Origin of the sequence: Pseudomonas sp. NFACC37-1, from assembly GCF_900101575.1 — a bacterium.
Classification (GTDB): domain Bacteria; phylum Pseudomonadota; class Gammaproteobacteria; order Pseudomonadales; family Pseudomonadaceae; genus Aquipseudomonas; species Aquipseudomonas fluorescens_AA.
Window position 1 is genome coordinate 104,055 of record NZ_FMUZ01000005.1, and the last position, 15,309, is coordinate 119,363.

At 62.5% G+C, this 15,309-nt stretch carries 11 protein-coding genes; 6 read left to right on the forward strand and 5 right to left on the reverse strand.

Translation table 11 applies throughout. The features are described 5' to 3' along the window. The first annotated feature begins 15 nt into the window (after nucleotides 1-15). Complete coding sequence (locus BLP82_RS08340; protein WP_092166623.1) at nucleotides 16-1,944, forward strand: transglycosylase SLT domain-containing protein; 1,929 nt, start codon at nucleotides 16-18, stop codon at nucleotides 1,942-1,944. Between the two features lie 156 nt (nucleotides 1,945-2,100). Here BLP82_RS08340 and BLP82_RS08345 read toward each other — a convergent pair whose 3' ends face one another. Next, nucleotides 2,101-3,873 carry an ABC transporter transmembrane domain-containing protein gene (locus BLP82_RS08345; protein WP_092166624.1) on the reverse strand — a complete coding sequence of 591 codons (1,773 nt, stop codon included), beginning with the start codon at nucleotides 3,871-3,873 and terminating at the stop codon, nucleotides 2,101-2,103. 258 nt (nucleotides 3,874-4,131) lie between these two features. Here BLP82_RS08345 and BLP82_RS08350 point away from each other — a divergent pair, with 258 nt between their 5' ends. Then, nucleotides 4,132-4,311, forward strand: a complete 180-nt coding sequence (locus BLP82_RS08350; protein ID WP_003199629.1) for a PA1571 family protein — start codon at nucleotides 4,132-4,134, stop codon at nucleotides 4,309-4,311. Nucleotides 4,312-4,539: 228 nt separating this feature from the next. Here BLP82_RS08350 and pdxB read toward each other — a convergent pair whose 3' ends face one another. Further along, nucleotides 4,540-5,682 (reverse strand): 4-phosphoerythronate dehydrogenase PdxB, encoded by a 1,143-nt coding sequence (gene pdxB / locus BLP82_RS08355; RefSeq protein ID WP_092166625.1) that lies wholly within the window; start codon nucleotides 5,680-5,682, stop codon nucleotides 4,540-4,542. A 287-nt stretch (nucleotides 5,683-5,969) separates the two neighbouring features. Between pdxB and BLP82_RS08360 the strand changes: the two genes are divergently transcribed. Beyond that, on the forward strand, nucleotides 5,970-7,373 hold the full coding sequence (locus BLP82_RS08360) for an MATE family efflux transporter (RefSeq protein ID WP_072407836.1): 1,404 nt from the start codon (nucleotides 5,970-5,972) through the stop codon (nucleotides 7,371-7,373). On the opposite strand, the gene tusA is transcribed toward BLP82_RS08360, so the two are convergent. Together tusA and rlmM are read right to left on the reverse strand one after the other, a co-directional pair. Beyond that, nucleotides 7,370-7,621 carry a sulfurtransferase TusA gene (tusA, locus tag BLP82_RS08365; RefSeq protein WP_003183455.1) on the reverse strand — a complete coding sequence of 84 codons (252 nt, stop codon included), beginning with the start codon at nucleotides 7,619-7,621 and terminating at the stop codon, nucleotides 7,370-7,372. The two genes, BLP82_RS08360 and tusA, sit on opposite strands and share 4 nt — an antisense overlap. 91 nt (nucleotides 7,622-7,712) lie before the next feature. Then, complete coding sequence (gene rlmM, locus BLP82_RS08370) at nucleotides 7,713-8,786, reverse strand: 23S rRNA (cytidine(2498)-2'-O)-methyltransferase RlmM (protein WP_092166626.1); 1,074 nt, start codon at nucleotides 8,784-8,786, stop codon at nucleotides 7,713-7,715. 173 nt (nucleotides 8,787-8,959) lie between these two features. Between rlmM and acnA the strand changes: the two genes are divergently transcribed. The 3 genes from acnA (at nucleotide 8,960) to BLP82_RS08385 (ending at nucleotide 14,426) form a co-directional block, all read left to right on the forward strand. Next, on the forward strand, nucleotides 8,960-11,701 hold the full coding sequence (gene acnA / locus BLP82_RS08375) for an aconitate hydratase AcnA (protein WP_092166628.1): 2,742 nt from the start codon (nucleotides 8,960-8,962) through the stop codon (nucleotides 11,699-11,701). A 293-nt stretch (nucleotides 11,702-11,994) separates the two neighbouring features. Next, nucleotides 11,995-12,783, forward strand: a complete 789-nt coding sequence (locus BLP82_RS08380; protein ID WP_092166631.1) for a CPBP family intramembrane glutamic endopeptidase — start codon at nucleotides 11,995-11,997, stop codon at nucleotides 12,781-12,783. 77 nt (nucleotides 12,784-12,860) lie between these two features. Further along, nucleotides 12,861-14,426: a methyl-accepting chemotaxis protein gene (locus BLP82_RS08385; protein ID WP_092166633.1), complete on the forward strand. Its 1,566-nt coding sequence runs from the start codon at nucleotides 12,861-12,863 to the stop codon at nucleotides 14,424-14,426. A 168-nt stretch (nucleotides 14,427-14,594) separates the two neighbouring features. On the opposite strand, the gene BLP82_RS08390 is transcribed toward BLP82_RS08385, so the two are convergent. Beyond that, nucleotides 14,595-15,281: an alpha/beta family hydrolase gene (locus tag BLP82_RS08390; RefSeq protein WP_092166636.1), complete on the reverse strand. Its 687-nt coding sequence runs from the start codon at nucleotides 15,279-15,281 to the stop codon at nucleotides 14,595-14,597. Between the last annotated feature and the right edge of the window lie 28 nt (nucleotides 15,282-15,309).

The following is a 15,309-nucleotide window of genomic DNA, read 5'->3' on the forward strand; positions in this document are numbered from 1 at the left end:
CTGCCCGGACGTCTCATGCGCAGTCGCCTTTTCAGTGTCTTATCGTGTCTTTTTGTATGTGCCACTGCCGTTCAATCCGCTCAGGCGGTGGATATTTCCACTCAGCGCCAATACTACGACGAAGCCAAGCGTGCATTGGCCAAGGGCGATTCCGGCCCCTACTTCCGCTACAGCCAGGCCCTGCGCGATTACCCGCTGGAGCCGTACCTGGCCTACGACGAATTGACCGCTCGCCTCAAGAGCGCCAGCAACGCCGAAATCGAGAAATTCCTCGCCGAGCACGGTGACCTGCCCCAGGCCAACTGGATGAAGCTACGCTGGCTGCGTTGGCTGACCGAGCGCGGCGACTGGGAGACCTTCGTCAAGTATTACGACCCCAAGCTCAATTTCACCGAGCTGGATTGCCTCAACGCTCAATACCAACTCAGCCATGGCCTGAAGGCCGAGGGCTACGCCAACACCGAAAAGCTGTGGCTTACCGGCAAATCCCAGCCCCAGGCGTGCGATGCGTTGTTCGGCCTGTGGGCATCCCAGGGCCAGTTGACCGAGCAGAAACGCTGGGAGCGCGCCAAGCTGGCAGCTCAGGCGCGCAACTACCCGCTGGCCAACAGCCTGGTCAGCGGCCTGACCACCCTCGCTCCCCGTGGCAAATTGCTAGTGGACGTGGCGCAAAAGCCCGAGTTGCTCAACCAGCCCTCGCGCTTCGTTCCAGCCGATGAACCGATGTCCGATATCGTCAGCCTCGGCCTGCGTCGCCTGGCCCGCCAGGACCCGGAAAAAGCCATGGCGCTGCTGGATGGCTACGCCAGCACCATGCATTTTTCCCGGGATGAAAAAGTCGCGATCGCCCGCGAGATCGGTCTGACCCTGGCCAAGCGCTTCGACAGCCGCGCCCTGGACGTGATGACGAAATACGACCCTGAGTTGCGCGATGACACCGTTTCGGAATGGCGCTTGCGCCTGCTGTTGCGCCTCGCTCGCTGGGACGATGCCTATCAGTTGACCCGCCGCCTGCCCGAGTCGCTGTCCAGCACCAACCGCTGGCGGTACTGGCAAGCCCGCACGCTGGAACTGGCGCAGCCGCAGAACCCGGAAGCCCTGACGCTCTACAAGCACCTGGCCCGTGAGCGGGACTTCTATGGCTTCCTGGCCGCCGACCGATCCCAGTCCCCCTACTCGCTCGTCAACAAGCCACTGGTGATGAGCCAGGCGCTGACCAACAAGGTGCGCAATACCCCTGGCGTGCGCCGGGCGCTGGAGTTTCATGCCCGTGGGGATATCGTCGACGGACGCCGCGAGTGGTATCACGTCAGCCGTCATTTCAACCGGGACGAAATGGTCGCCCAGGCAAAACTGGCTTACGACCTGAAATGGTATTTCCCGGCCATCCGCACCATCAGCCAGGCCAAGTACTGGGACGACCTGGACATCCGTTTCCCGATGGCCCACCGCGAGACCCTGGTGCGCGAAGCCAAGATCCGAGGCTTGCATCCAAGTTGGGCGTTCGCCATTACCCGCCAGGAAAGTGCGTTCATGGATGATGCCCGCTCCAGCGTCGGCGCCGCCGGCCTGATGCAACTGATGCCTGGCACCGCCAAGGAAACCGCGCGCAAGTTCAGCATTCCCCTGGCCTCGCCACAGCAAGTGCTGAACCCGGACAAGAACATCCAGTTGGGTGCGGCCTACCTGAGCCAGGTTCATAGCCAGTTCAACGGCAACCGCGTCCTGGCCTCGGCGGCCTACAACGCCGGCCCCGGCCGCGTGCGCCAATGGCTGCGTGGCGCCGACCACTTGAGCTTCGACGTCTGGGTCGAGAGCATCCCGTTCGACGAAACCCGCCAATACGTGCAGAACGTGTTGTCATACTCGGTGATCTACGGCCAGAAACTCAATTCGCCGCAACCGCTGGTGGACTGGCATGAGCGGTATTTCGATGATCAGTGATTAACACCCCCACAAAGCCCTCTTCTTTGTGGGAGCGAGCTTGCTCGCGATGGCGCCGGCACCTGCAACATGAATGCAAGCTGACTCACCGCTATCGCGAGCAAGCTCGCTCCCACAGGGCCTGCATCAAACACAACATCCCCTGTGGACGCGGTATCAGTCGGTTGCCGCCTCCGCCCCCACATTGAACTGCAACGCCGCCAATCGCGCATACAGCGCATTGCTGGCGACAAGCTCCTGGTGAGTGCCCACGGCAACCACCTTGCCCTGGTCCATCACCGCGATCCGATCGGCGTTTTTCACCGTGGCCAGCCGATGGGCGATCACCAGCGTCGTGCGGTTTTTCATCAGGCTGGGCAAGGCTTGCTGGATCAGGTGCTCGCTTTGCGCATCGAGGGCGCTGGTGGCTTCATCCAACAGCAGGATCGGGGCATCCACGAGCAACGCTCGGGCGATGGCTAGGCGTTGGCGCTGGCCGCCGGATAACCCGAGGCCGCCGTCGCCCAGGTGCGTCTGGTAGCCGTCGGGCATTTTTTCGATGAAGTCGTGGGCGTGGGCGATCTGCGCGGCCTCGCGCACCTGCTCCGACGTCGCCTCCGGGTTGCCATAGCGGATATTCTCTTCAACCGTGCCGAAAAACAGCGCCGGGCTTTGTGAAACCAGGGCGAAATGCCGGCGCAGGTCCAGCGGATCGAGTCGAGTCAACGGCACATCGTCGATCAGGATCTGCCCTTGCACGGGATCATAGAAGCGCAGCAGCAAATCGTAGACCGTCGACTTGCCCGCGCCGGAAGGCCCGACCAGGGCCAGGGTCTCACCGGCCTTGATGCTCAGGTCGAGTCCGTCGACTGCATAACTGTCCGGCCGGGACGGGTAGGAAAAGCGCACGCCTTCGAGACGCAAATCACCGCGAACCCGCGCTGGCAAGGTCACGAGCCCCGAAGCCGGCGGCTGGATGATGTTTTCCGAACGCAGCAGCTCGGCAATGCGCTCTGCCGCACCGGCCGCCCGCTGCAACTCGCCAATCACTTCGCTCAGGGTCCCGAAGGCACTGCCGACGATCAGGCTGTAGAACACGAACGCCGCCAGCTCGCCACCGGAAATCCGCCCGGCGATCACATCCATGCCTCCGACCCAGAGCATCACCCCCACCGCCCCCAGCACCAGCACGATCACCAGGGTGATCAACCAGGCCCGCTGGACAATGCGCTTGCGAGCGGTGTCGAAGGCCTGCTCCACCGTCACGGAAAAACGGTGTTCGTCCTGGACCTGATGGTTGTAGGCCTGCACGGTCTTGATCTGGCCAAGGGTTTCGGAAACATAGCTGCCGACGTCGGCAACGCGGTCCTGGCTCTGGCGCGACAAGCTGCGCACGCGACGCCCGAAGAGCAGGATCGGCACCAATACCAGCGGCAGGGCGATCACCACGATACTGGTCAGCTTGGGATTGGTGATGAACAGCAGCACGATACCACCCACCACCATCAAGACATTACGCAAAAACAACGACAGCGACGAACCGATCACCGATTGCAGCAAGGTCGTATCAGTGGTCAGCCGTGACTGGATTTCCGAACTGCGGTTGTTTTCGTAGAAACCCGGGTGCAAGTACACCAGATGGTTGAAGACCTTCCGCCTGATATCCGCCACCACCCGCTCACCAATCCAGGACACCAGGTAAAAACGCGAAAACGTACCGATCGCCAACCCCACCACCAGCACCATGAACAGGCCGATGGATTGATTGAGCAGGTGCGGCGAGCGGGTCATGAAGCCCTGGTCCACCAGCAAGCGGATGCCTTGCCCCATGGACAAGGTAATGCCGGCAGTGACAATCAACGCCAGCAAAGCGCCGGCGACCTGTTTGCGATAAGGGGCGATGAAGCCGCTGGCCAGGCGTATGGCACGGCGATGTCGGGAAGAAAGCATCAAAGGCGTCCGATAATGCAGCAGGAAAAAGGCCAGCTCGCGACGCCGAAACGCAGCGGAACCAAGTTGAATCGCAATGAGTCAGGTTAAATATGACCACTATGACTAGCGGCTAGATGTTATCGGTCTAAAGTCTGGCTGGAAACGCAACTGTGTTTCTGATTGAGTGGAGGTGTCGCCATGAACCTACAAGGAGTGTCATGGCTCGGTCACCTGGCGACACTAAAGTAGGCATACAACCTGATGAGGAGACAGGCCATGTCCTTGCAACACAGCAGCGACGACAAGATTCAAGTAATCCGCACGCAACCGGACCAGTCTCTGGGCTGCTCGTTCATCGATGCCCAAGGGCGCGAAGTACCGATCACCGAAGACATGATCCAGAAAGCCTGCAGCGAGCTGGAAAAACGACTGGTCAAGCCTGCCGAACAAAAGTGATACAGCCCGTCTTCAATTGGACCCGACATTGATGTCGGGTTTTTTATGCCTGAAAGAACAAGGCTGCCATTGATCTCTGGCTTGGCACTCACTTGTGGCGAGGGGATTTATCCCCGCTGGGCTGCGCAGCAGCCCCATTGGTTCAAACTGACACACCGCAATCTTCAGATTTCGGGGCCGCTTCGCGCCCCAGCGGGGATAAATCCCCTCGCCACAAAAAGACGGCGTCTAGACGAGGGTGGCGCCCAACGCCGTGACAATCTGTTGCAAGGCCGCCGACTGCCCGTCGATACGCACCTTCAAACTGTCGATTTCCCGCCGTGGCGGATAATGCTTGCGCAAGGCATCGAAGGCGCGGCGTTGCTCGTCGACGGTGCCCACCAGGCTGCGGCGAAAATCCGCGTCGTCGCGACGGGGGTCGTACACACTCCGGCACAGCGCCGCCAAAGCCCAGGCCGGGTCGGTTTCGGCATCCAGGGTGATGCCACCCAGCCACGGCCGAGGCAACAGGTCACTGAGGCTGACTTCAACCGGTCGTTCCAGGAACGCGCACAAGGCCTGGTAGATCTGGGCCGTGCCACGCTGGCGACCATCGAGGCTGTAACCGGCAATGTGCGGGGTGGCGATCACGCACAAATCGGCCAGGTCCACATCCACGGTGGGCTCCTGCTCCCAGACATCCAGCACCGCTTGCAGGTCTTCGCGCTCCAGCAACACCGCGCGCAACGCGGCGTTATCGATCACCGGCCCTCGAGCCGCATTGATCAGCCAGGTCCCGGGCTTGAGCCGGTTCAGGCGCGCTTCGTCGAACAGGTGCCAGGTCGGTTGCTCGCCGTCGCGGGTCAACGGGGTGTGCAGGCTGATCACATCGCACTGCTCGATGATCTGCTCCAGGCTCACATAGTCGCCGCCCTCGACGGCCTGACGCGGTGGATCGCAGACCTTCACGACCCAGCCCAACCCCTTGAGCACCTCGATCAACCGTCCGCCCACCTGGCCCGCGCCGACCACGCCGAAAGTCCGCTGCTCCAGCGCCGCACCTTCGATTTCCGCCAGGGTCATCAGGCTGCCCAGCACGTAGTCCACCACGCCACGGGCATTGCAGCCGGGTGCGCTGGCCCAGCGGATCCCCGCCTCGGCAAGATAATCCAGGTCCAAGTGGTCGGTGCCGATGGTGCAAGTGCCGACGAAGCGGACCTTGCTGCCTTCCAGCAGGGCCCGATTGACCTGGCTGACCGACCGCACCAGCAATACATCGGCGTGCTCGACCATCGTCCGGTCGATCCCCCGGCCCGGTACCCGGCGGATTTCGCCGAATCCTTGGAAAAACGCATCAAGCAGGGGGATGTTTTCGTCGGCGACGATCAGCATGGCGGAGCTCCTTTGGCGGGGTAGGCAGTGTAGGCGTTCCAGTGGGTCTACGCATTACCAGGAGCGAATGATGTTGTGGCGAGGGGATTTATCCCCGTTGGGTGCGCCAGCCCCCCCTATGACTATTGCGACTGCTGCGCAGTCGAACGGGGATAAATCCCCTCGCCACAACAGCATTCACGAGCTGAGTGAACGATTACAAATCCACAACACAGGTTTTTTCCTGACCACCACGTCAAAGCGTAGAATTCTCCGCCTTGCGCTTACCCCTTTCGGATGCTTGCCCTGTGAATCCTGTCATCGACACCTCCACTCCCCTTTCCCGCCCGGCCCGGGTGCGCCTGGAATTCAAGACCTTGCTGGCCCTGGCCTTGCCGATCATGGTGGCGCAACTGGCGACCACGGCCATGGGCTTTGTCGATGCGGTGATGGCCGGTCGGGTCGGCCCACGGGACCTGGCGGCCGTGGCCCTGGGCAACTCGATCTGGGTGCCGGTGTTCCTGTTGATGACTGGCACCCTGCTGGCGACCACCCCGAAAGTTGCCCAGCGCTTCGGTGCCGGCACGTTCGACGAGATCGGGCCGCTGGTACGCCAGGCGCTATGGCTGGCCCTGGTGGTGGGGTTGATCGCGACACTGGCGCTGTTCAGCGCCGAGCCGATCCTGCACATCATGAAAGTCGATCCCGAATTGATCGGTCCGTGCATGGAATACCTGCGGGGCATCGGCACGGGCCTGCCGGCCGTGGCGCTGTATCACGTACTGCGCTGCTTCAGCGACGGCCTGGGTCGCACGCGACCGGCGATGGTGCTGGGGCTGTGCGGGCTGGCGCTGAACATTCCGCTCAATTACATCTTCATCTATGGGCACCTGGGCGTGCCCGCCATGGGCGGCGTCGGTTGCGGCTGGGCCACGGCCATCGTGATGTGGGTCATGGCCCTGGGCATGGCCGGTTGGGCGCGGTGGGCACCGGCCTATCAGTCGAGTCGGTTGTTCAGCCGTTTCGACTGGCCGCAATGGGCGGTCATCAAGCGCTTGCTGGGCATCGGCTTGCCGATCGGCATTGCGGTGTTCGCCGAGTCGAGTATTTTCGCGGTGATCGCCCTGCTGATCGGCAGCCTCGGCGCCACCGTGGTGGCCGGGCACCAGATCGCGCTGAACTTCAGCTCCCTGGTGTTCATGATCCCCTACTCCCTGGGCATGGCCGTCACGGTGCGCGTCGGCCAAGCCCTGGGGCGGCAGCAGCCTCGCGAAGCGCGCTTCGCTGCCGGGGTGGGCATGGGCACCGCACTGGCCTACGCTTGCCTGTCGGCGAGCCTGATGTTCGCGCTGCGCGGGCCTATCGCGGCGATCTATACCGCCGATCCGGTGGTCATCGAGGTGGCATCGATGCTGATCGTCTATGCGGCGCTGTTTCAGTTTTCCGATGCGATCCAGGTCACGGCGGCAGGCGCATTGCGCGGCTACCAGGACACCCGGGTGACGATGATCCTGACCCTGTTCGCCTATTGGGGCATCGGCCTGCCGGTGGGTTACGCCCTGGGCCTGACCGACTGGCTCGGCGCGGCCAGCGGCCCGAGCGGCTTGTGGCAAGGCCTGATCGTGGGCTTGAGCTGCGCGGCACTGATGTTGTCGATCCGTCTGGCACGTAGCGCGCGCAAGCAGATCCGCCTCAGCCGCTCGACGGGTTAAGCGAGTTTCTTGCGGATCCAGTAGAGGTAGGTGCCGGCCTCCTCCTGCTGGGCCACCAGCTCGTGGTCCAGGAACACACAAAACTTGGGGATGTCGCGGCGGGTCGAGGGGTCGGTGGCGATGACTTTCAGCAGGCCACCGGGGGCCAGGTCGCGGATGTGCTGGTGCAACATCATCACCGGTTCCGGGCAATTGAGGCCGGTGGCATCCAGCGTGCCGTCGACCGGCGTGTCGTTCATTTCACTCATGTTCTACTCCTGAAACTGGCCGGCATTGTCGCGCAATGTCGGCGTTCGGTCACCCCTGGCATCCCACAGGGGTCTCCATCAATCCCGAGGGCTAGCGGGATTTCGGCTTCTTCGTGTCCAACCGCCGCAAATGGCAGGTCACTTCCTCACGGTCGTGGTACAGCTGCTTGCAACCGATCTCGACCTTGATGCCCCGGGCCTTGAAGCCATCAGCGATACGCTCGAGCAGGCGCTTCACCTCGGCATAACGCTGCTTCATCGGCAGCTTGAGGTTGACCACGGCCTCGCGGCAATGGCCCTCGCCAATCCACTCTTCCAGCATCGCCGCGTTGCGCGCAGGCTTTTCGACGATGTCGCAGACCATCCAGTCCACCGGCTGCTTGGGCTTGAACGTGAAGCCGTCCGCCATCAGGTGCTGCACCAGGCCGGTGTCCATCAGGCTTTCGGCCATGGGGCCGTTGTCGATGGCCGTCACCAGCATCCCACGGTTGACCAGTTGCCAGGTCCAGCCGCCTGGCGCGGCGCCGAGGTCCACGCCGGTCATGTCACTGTGCAGGCGCTCATCCCACTGGTCCCGGGGGATGAAATGGTGCCAGGCCTCTTCAAGCTTGAGTGTGGAGCGGCTCGGCGCTTCCCGGGGGAACTTCAGGCGCGGGATGCCCATCGGCCACATCGCCGAATTGTCCGCGTCCGCCAGGCCCAGGAACACTTCACGGCCACTTTTGAATGTCAGCAGCAGACGCGGCTTGCGGGGGTCGTCCACCAGCTTGCCGGCCCCGCTCAGTGCTTTGCGCAGCGGGCCTTCGAATTTCTTGCAGAAGTTCGACAGTTCCTTGCCGTCATTGGTGTCGACCACCTCCAGCCACAGGCTGCCGCAGGTCGGGAACGCCGACATGTGAGCCAGGATGACGCTGATACGGTCGGTTTCCGGCAATTCAATGAACGTGCCCCGCGCCCACTGGCGTGGAAAAATCAGCTCGGCAAAACGCTGCCCGCGCATCAGCCGCTCGGCGCCGTCCTCTTCGGTACAGACAAATTCGGCGCAGGCACTGGCCGGTTTGGCCTTGGCGTAGCCGGCCACGTTGAGCCGGGCCGCGTGCTCGGCGATCTCGGAACAGACCTCGCCTTCGAAGCCTGGCCGGCAGTGCATAAAAAGCGTGTTCATTGAAACTCCGTAGCAAAGCCTGTCACGAAAACCGCCGCATGATAGCGGAGTTCGGAACCGCGAACCTTGCTATAGAGTCCAGTGATTAGTCATACGCTCAAAACAGGGCTAGGTTAAAGGCTCTGTCCGTCCCCCTCCGTCCGTAGCCGTGCGGACTCAAAGGAGTGATTTCAATGCCGTCCCTCGATAGCCTGAAAACCCTTAAAACACTGCAAGTCGACGCCAGGACCTACCATTACTTCAGCCTGCCGGATGCCGCCCGAAGCCTGGGTGACCTGGACAAGCTGCCCATGTCCTTGAAGGTGCTGCTGGAAAACCTGTTGCGCTGGGAAGATGAAAAAACCGTCACCGGTGCCGACCTCAAGGCCCTGGCCGGGTGGCTCAAGGAGCGCCGCTCCGACCGCGAGATTCAATACCGCCCGGCACGGGTACTGATGCAGGATTTCACCGGTGTCCCCGCCGTGGTCGATCTGGCCGCCATGCGAGCCGCCATGGAAAAGGCCGGCGGCGATCCCCAGCGGATCAACCCGCTGTCACCGGTGGACCTGGTGATCGACCACTCGGTGATGGTAGACAAGTTCGCCAGCAGCCAGGCGTTCGAGCAGAACGTCGACATCGAAATGCAGCGCAACGGCGAACGCTACGCCTTCCTGCGCTGGGGCCAGAGCGCCTTTGACAATTTCAGCGTAGTACCGCCGGGCACCGGCATCTGCCACCAGGTCAATCTGGAATACCTGGGCCGCACCGTGTGGACCAAAGAAGAAGACGGCCGCACCTACGCCTTCCCCGATACCCTGGTGGGCACCGACTCCCACACCACCATGATCAACGGCCTCGGCGTACTGGGCTGGGGCGTCGGCGGGATCGAGGCGGAAGCGGCCATGCTCGGCCAACCGGTGTCGATGCTGATTCCCGAGGTCATCGGTTTCAAACTCATCGGCAAGCTGCGCGAAGGCATTACCGCCACCGACCTGGTGCTGACCGTCACGCAGATGCTGCGCAAGAAAGGTGTGGTGGGCAAATTCGTCGAGTTCTATGGCGACGGCCTGGCCGACCTGCCCCTGGCCGACCGCGCCACCATCGCCAACATGGCCCCGGAATACGGCGCCACCTGCGGTTTCTTCCCGGTGGACGAGGTGACCCTGGACTACCTGCGCCTGTCCGGGCGCCCGACAGAGACCGTGAAGCTGGTAGAGGCTTATTGCAAGGCCCAGGGCCTGTGGCGCCTGCCCGGCCAAGAGCCGGTGTTCACCGACACCCTGGAGCTGGACATGGGCAGCGTCGAGGCCAGTCTCGCCGGGCCCAAACGCCCTCAGGACCGGGTTTCGCTGCCGAATGTCGGCCAGGCTTTCAGCGACTTCCTGGGGTTGCAGGTCAAACCCACCAGTAAAGAAGAAGGCCGCCTGGAAAGTGAAGGCGGCGGTGGCGTCGCGGTGGGCAATGCCGACCAGGTGGGCGAAGCCGAGTACGAATTCGAAGGCCACACCCATCGCCTGAAAAACGGCGCGGTGGTGATTGCCGCCATCACCTCGTGCACCAACACCTCCAACCCCAGCGTCATGATGGCCGCCGGGCTGCTGGCGAAAAAAGCCGTGGAAAAAGGCCTGGTCCGCAAGCCTTGGGTCAAGAGTTCCCTGGCGCCGGGCTCCAAGGTGGTCACCGATTACTACAACGCGGCCGGCCTGACCGAGTACTTGGATAAACTCGGTTTCGACTTGGTGGGCTATGGTTGCACGACCTGTATCGGCAACTCCGGGCCGTTGCCGGACCCCATCGAGAAAGCCATCCAGAAAGCCGACCTGACCGTGGCCTCGGTATTGTCGGGCAACCGCAACTTCGAAGGCCGGGTGCATCCGCTGGTGAAGACCAACTGGTTGGCCTCGCCGCCGCTGGTGGTCGCCTATGCCCTGGCCGGCACAGTGCGCATCGACATCAGCAGCGAGCCGCTGGGCAACGACCGGGACGGCAAGCCGGTGTACCTGCGGGACATCTGGCCCAGCAGCCAGGAAGTGGCCGCCGCCGTGGCCCAGGTCAACACCAGCATGTTCCACAAGGAATACGCCGCCGTGTTTGCCGGTGACGAGCAATGGCAGGCCATCGAAGTGCCGCAAGCGGCGACTTACGTCTGGCAGGATGACTCGACCTACATCCAGCACCCACCCTTCTTCGACGACATCGGCGGGCCGCCACCGGCCGTCAGGAACGTCGAGGGCGCCCGGATCCTGGCCCTGCTGGGAGACTCGGTGACCACCGACCACATCTCCCCGGCCGGTAACATCAAGGCTGACAGCCCGGCCGGTCGCTACCTGCGCGAACAAGGCGTGGAGCCACGGGACTTCAACTCCTACGGTTCAAGGCGCGGCAACCATCAAGTCATGATGCGCGGCACCTTCGCCAATATCCGCATCCGCAACGAAATGCTCGACGGTGAAGAAGGCGGCAACACGATCTACATCCCCAGTGGCGAACGAATGCCGATCTACGATGCCGCCATGCTCTACCAATCCACGGGCACGCCCCTGGTGGTGATCGCCGGCCAGGAATATGGCACGGGCTCGAGCCGGGACTGGGCGGCCAAGGGCACCAACCTGCTGGGGGTCAAGGCGGTGATCGCCGAAAGCTTCGAGCGCATCCATCGCTCCAACCTGGTGGGCATGGGCGTGCTGCCGCTACAGTTCAAGCTCGACCAGAACCGCAAGCGCCTGAACCTCACGGGCAAGGAAACCCTGGACATCCTGGGGCTCAATGACGTCGAACTGACGCCACGGATGAACCTGCCCCTGGTCATCACCCGGGAGGATGGCAGCCAAGAGCGAATCGAAGTGTTGTGTCGGATCGATACCTTGAATGAAGTGGAATACTTCAAGGCCGGCGGGATTCTTCACTACGTCTTGCGACAATTGATTGCAGGTTAAAACACGCCCCTGTGGGAGCGAGTTTGCTCGCGATAGCGATGGATCAGCCAGCATCAGTGTTGGCTGACTTGCCCCTATCGCGAGCCAGCTCGCCCCCACAGTTATTTAACAGGCGCTGTTTTGTATGAGCCCGCCTATAATCCTGCCGGCACTCACGCAACCGCGTCAGCCAACTGCCTGCCCCTCCTGCGCATGAATCTGCACGGACACAAATGTGCTCTTTGCGCGACACGGTGGCGTCGAAGCCCCGACAGCCGCCCTCGCCCAGAGCGTCCCCGTTAAAAGGATGTTGTATGCCCGCTTTGCCCTGGCTTCACCTGGCCCTTCTTTCCACAGGCTATGGTCTGGCGCTGGTCTATGGCCATCTGGCCTGGACTGCACTCATCTCGATCGGGCTGCTGCTGTTCGCCGGGTATGCGGTTCGCCAGCGACAAACGCCGGTTGGCCGGTTTCTCGGGCATACCCTGTTCCTGGTCATGGCCCTGGCACTGGCACTGCACTGGATGCCTGGCTTCTTCAACGGGCGGGTGATCCCGGCGCAACGTTTGACCGATGACGCCGCACCGTTTGCCATGTACCTGAACCAGGACAAGCCGCTCATCGGCTTCTGGCTGTTGCTGGCCTGCCCCTGGATCGTCGGCCGGCGCTCGTTGCGGTTGTCGTCCTACGCCACGGCCATGGGTTTGGCCCTGAGCGCGGTCCTGGCCCTTGGCGGTGCGATGCTGCTGGGGATGATCCACTGGGCGCCGAAATGGCCGGACCATGCCTGGATGTGGGTACTTAATAATCTTTTATTGGTCACGCTGGTGGAGGAAGCGCTGTTTCGTGGCTACATTCAGGGTGGCTTGAGCCGACGCTTCAAACACCTGCGTCAGGGCGACAACCTGGCATTGCTCCTGGCTTCGTTGCTGTTCGGCCTAGTGCATGCGGGCGCGGGTTGGCAATGGGTGCTGCTGTCGGGGCTGGCGGGGCTCGGTTACGGCCTGGCGTATCGTTTTGGCGGTCTGGGCGCGGCGATTGCCACGCATTTTCTGCTCAACCTGCTTCATTTCGCCCTCTTTACCTACCCGATGCTGGCGTGATAGCGACAGGCAAAAATAACTTCAACTAAAACCTGACGGCGCCGACAACCTTTCAAAGCCTTGCGGATCTACACACCATGCGTAACAACCAACCCGTCACACAACGCGAAAGGACCTTCCCGGCCCAGCAACGATTGATTTCGACCACCGACGCCAAGGGTGTCATCACCTACTGCAACGACGCGTTCGTTGAAATCAGTGGGTTTTCCAAGGAAGAACTGATCCGTTCGCCGCACAACCTCGTCCGTCACCCCGATGTTCCGTCAGCCGTGTTCACCCATATGTGGGGCACGCTGAAACAAGGCTTGCCATGGATGGGCATCGTCAAGAACCGCAGCAAGAACGGCGACCACTACTGGGTCAACGCCTACGTCACGCCCATCTTCGAAGGTAACCAGGTGGTCGGCTACGAGTCGGTACGGGTCAAGCCCACCGCCGAGCAGATCGGCCGGGCCGAAGCACTTTACCAGCGCATCAACCAGGGCAAGTCCGCGGTGCCTGGCAGCGACAAATGGCTGCCGATGCTGCAGGACTGGCTGCCGTTCATCCTGGTCAGCCAGTTGAGCTTCGTCGTGGGCGCCTTCTTGAACTCCCACTGGGGTTTTGCCCTGGCCGCCGTGCTTTCGGTGCCACTGGGGCTGATCGGCCTGCAATGGCAACAACGCGGGATCAAGCGCCTGCTGCGCCTGGCCGAGCAAACCACCTCCGACCCGCTGATCGCCCGGATGTACACCGACAGCCGCGGCGTCCAGGCACGCCTGGAAATGTCGATTCTCAGTCAGCAAGCGCGCCTGAAAACCTGCCTGACGCGCCTGCAGGACACCGCCGAGCATCTTAACGACCAGGCTCGCCAGTCCAACACGTTGGCCCATGACAGCTCCAGCGGCCTTGAGCGCCAGCGGGTGGAAACCGAACAGGTCGCCACGGCCGTCAACCAGATGGCGGCAACGACCCAGGAAGTCGCCAGTCACGTGCAGCGCACCGCCGATGCCACCCAGGAAGCCAATCGCCTGACCAGCCGTGGCCGCGACATCGCCGGGGAAACCCGCGAAGCCATCGAGCGGCTGTCGGTGGTGGTCGGTGAGACCGGTAACACCGTGACTCAGCTGGCCAAGGACAGCGACGAGATCGGTGGCGTGGTCGACGTGATCAAAGGCATCGCCGACCAGACCAACCTGCTGGCCCTCAACGCCGCCATTGAAGCGGCCCGTGCAGGTGAGATGGGGCGCGGCTTTGCCGTGGTGGCCGACGAAGTACGCCAACTGGCGCAACGCACCAGCGAATCCACCGGGCAGATCCATGGCCTGATCGCCAAGCTCCAGCAAACCGCCAACAATGCCGTGCAAACCATGGAGGCCGGCCACCGCCAGGCCGAAGAAGGCGTGGCGCGGGTGATGGAAGCGGACCAGGCATTGGTGGGCATCAGCGAAGCGGTGGCCAACATCACCGACATGACCACCCAGATCGCCGCCGCCACCGAGGAGCAAAGCTCAGTGGCCGAGGAGATCAGCCGCAACATCAGCAACATCTCGGAACTGGCCGACCAGACCTCCGGCCAGGCCCACAGCTCGGCGCTGCTGAGCGAAGAGCTGACCCGCACGGCGAATTCGCAGTATTCGTTGGTGGAGCGGTTCAACCGCTGATTTCAGTTGGCAATCCAAAAACCCGGACAGCGAACGCTTCCGGGTTTCTTGTTGCCTGGGCAGCCGCCATCGCGAGCAAGCTCGCTCCCACAAGGGGTTCGTGAGCGCCACACATCCAGTGTGGGAGCGAGCTTGCTCGCGATGAGGCCCTGACAATCAAAAAAGCGCTTATTGAAGAAACGCCGCCACCTTGCCCGCCGCCGCCTCCAGATGCTGCTCATGACTGAACCCTGAAGCCTTCAGCGGCTTGAGGTCATGATCCCCCGCCACCAGCCACATCACCTCGATGCTCGGGGACAATTCATATCCCTGCACCGCCTCCCGGTTACCCAAGGCATCACGCTCGCCCTGGACGATCAAGGTCCGGGTCTTTAACCCTGCCAAGTGCTCGACCCGCGGCTTCTCCGGCTTGCCCACCGCATAGAAGGGATAACCCAGGCACACCAGCGCATCGGCACCCAACTCATCGACCAGCAGGCTCGCCATGCGCCCGCCCATGGACTTGCCGCCAATGGCCAGCCGCCCAGCGACAAAAGGCCGCACCGTGGCGTACACCTCACGCCAGCATTCCAGCAGCTTGGGTGCCGGGTTGGGAGGACGCCTGCCCCCATCCTGGCGCCGCTGGGCCATGTAGGGAAACTCGAAGCGCAACACGTTGACGCCCCGTACGGCAAGGCGTGCGGCCATTTCTTCCATGAAGCCGCTGTCCATCGGTGCACCGGCACCATGGGCAAGGATGAGGGTCGGGGGCTCGGCAACGATACCCGGTTGCGCGGCGGTCCATAGCCAACCGTGTTCGGCCACGCACCGCGCCCATTGATCCCCGTCAATACTGGCCTTGTGCTGTTTGTCCATGCTTGCCTCGCTTTTAGTCTGCCTATAA

Bases quoted from the DNA above. Each gene is read 5' to 3' on its own strand.
- BLP82_RS08340 (WP_092166623.1), top strand. From the start codon at position 16: ATGCGCAGTCGCCTTTTCAGTGTCTTATCGTGTCTTTTTGTATGTGCC.
- BLP82_RS08345 (WP_092166624.1), bottom strand. From the start codon at position 3,873: ATGCTTTCTTCCCGACATCGCCGTGCCATACGCCTGGCCAGCGGCTTC.
- BLP82_RS08350 (WP_003199629.1), top strand. From the start codon at position 4,132: ATGTCCTTGCAACACAGCAGCGACGACAAGATTCAAGTAATCCGCACG.
- pdxB (WP_092166625.1), bottom strand. From the start codon at position 5,682: ATGCTGATCGTCGCCGACGAAAACATCCCCCTGCTTGATGCGTTTTTC.
- tusA (WP_003183455.1), bottom strand. From the start codon at position 7,621: ATGAGTGAAATGAACGACACGCCGGTCGACGGCACGCTGGATGCCACC.
- rlmM (WP_092166626.1), bottom strand. From the start codon at position 8,786: ATGAACACGCTTTTTATGCACTGCCGGCCAGGCTTCGAAGGCGAGGTC.
- acnA (WP_092166628.1), top strand. From the start codon at position 8,960: ATGCCGTCCCTCGATAGCCTGAAAACCCTTAAAACACTGCAAGTCGAC.
- BLP82_RS08380 (WP_092166631.1), top strand. From the start codon at position 11,995: ATGCCCGCTTTGCCCTGGCTTCACCTGGCCCTTCTTTCCACAGGCTAT.
- BLP82_RS08385 (WP_092166633.1), top strand. From the start codon at position 12,861: ATGCGTAACAACCAACCCGTCACACAACGCGAAAGGACCTTCCCGGCC.
- BLP82_RS08390 (WP_092166636.1), bottom strand. From the start codon at position 15,281: ATGGACAAACAGCACAAGGCCAGTATTGACGGGGATCAATGGGCGCGG.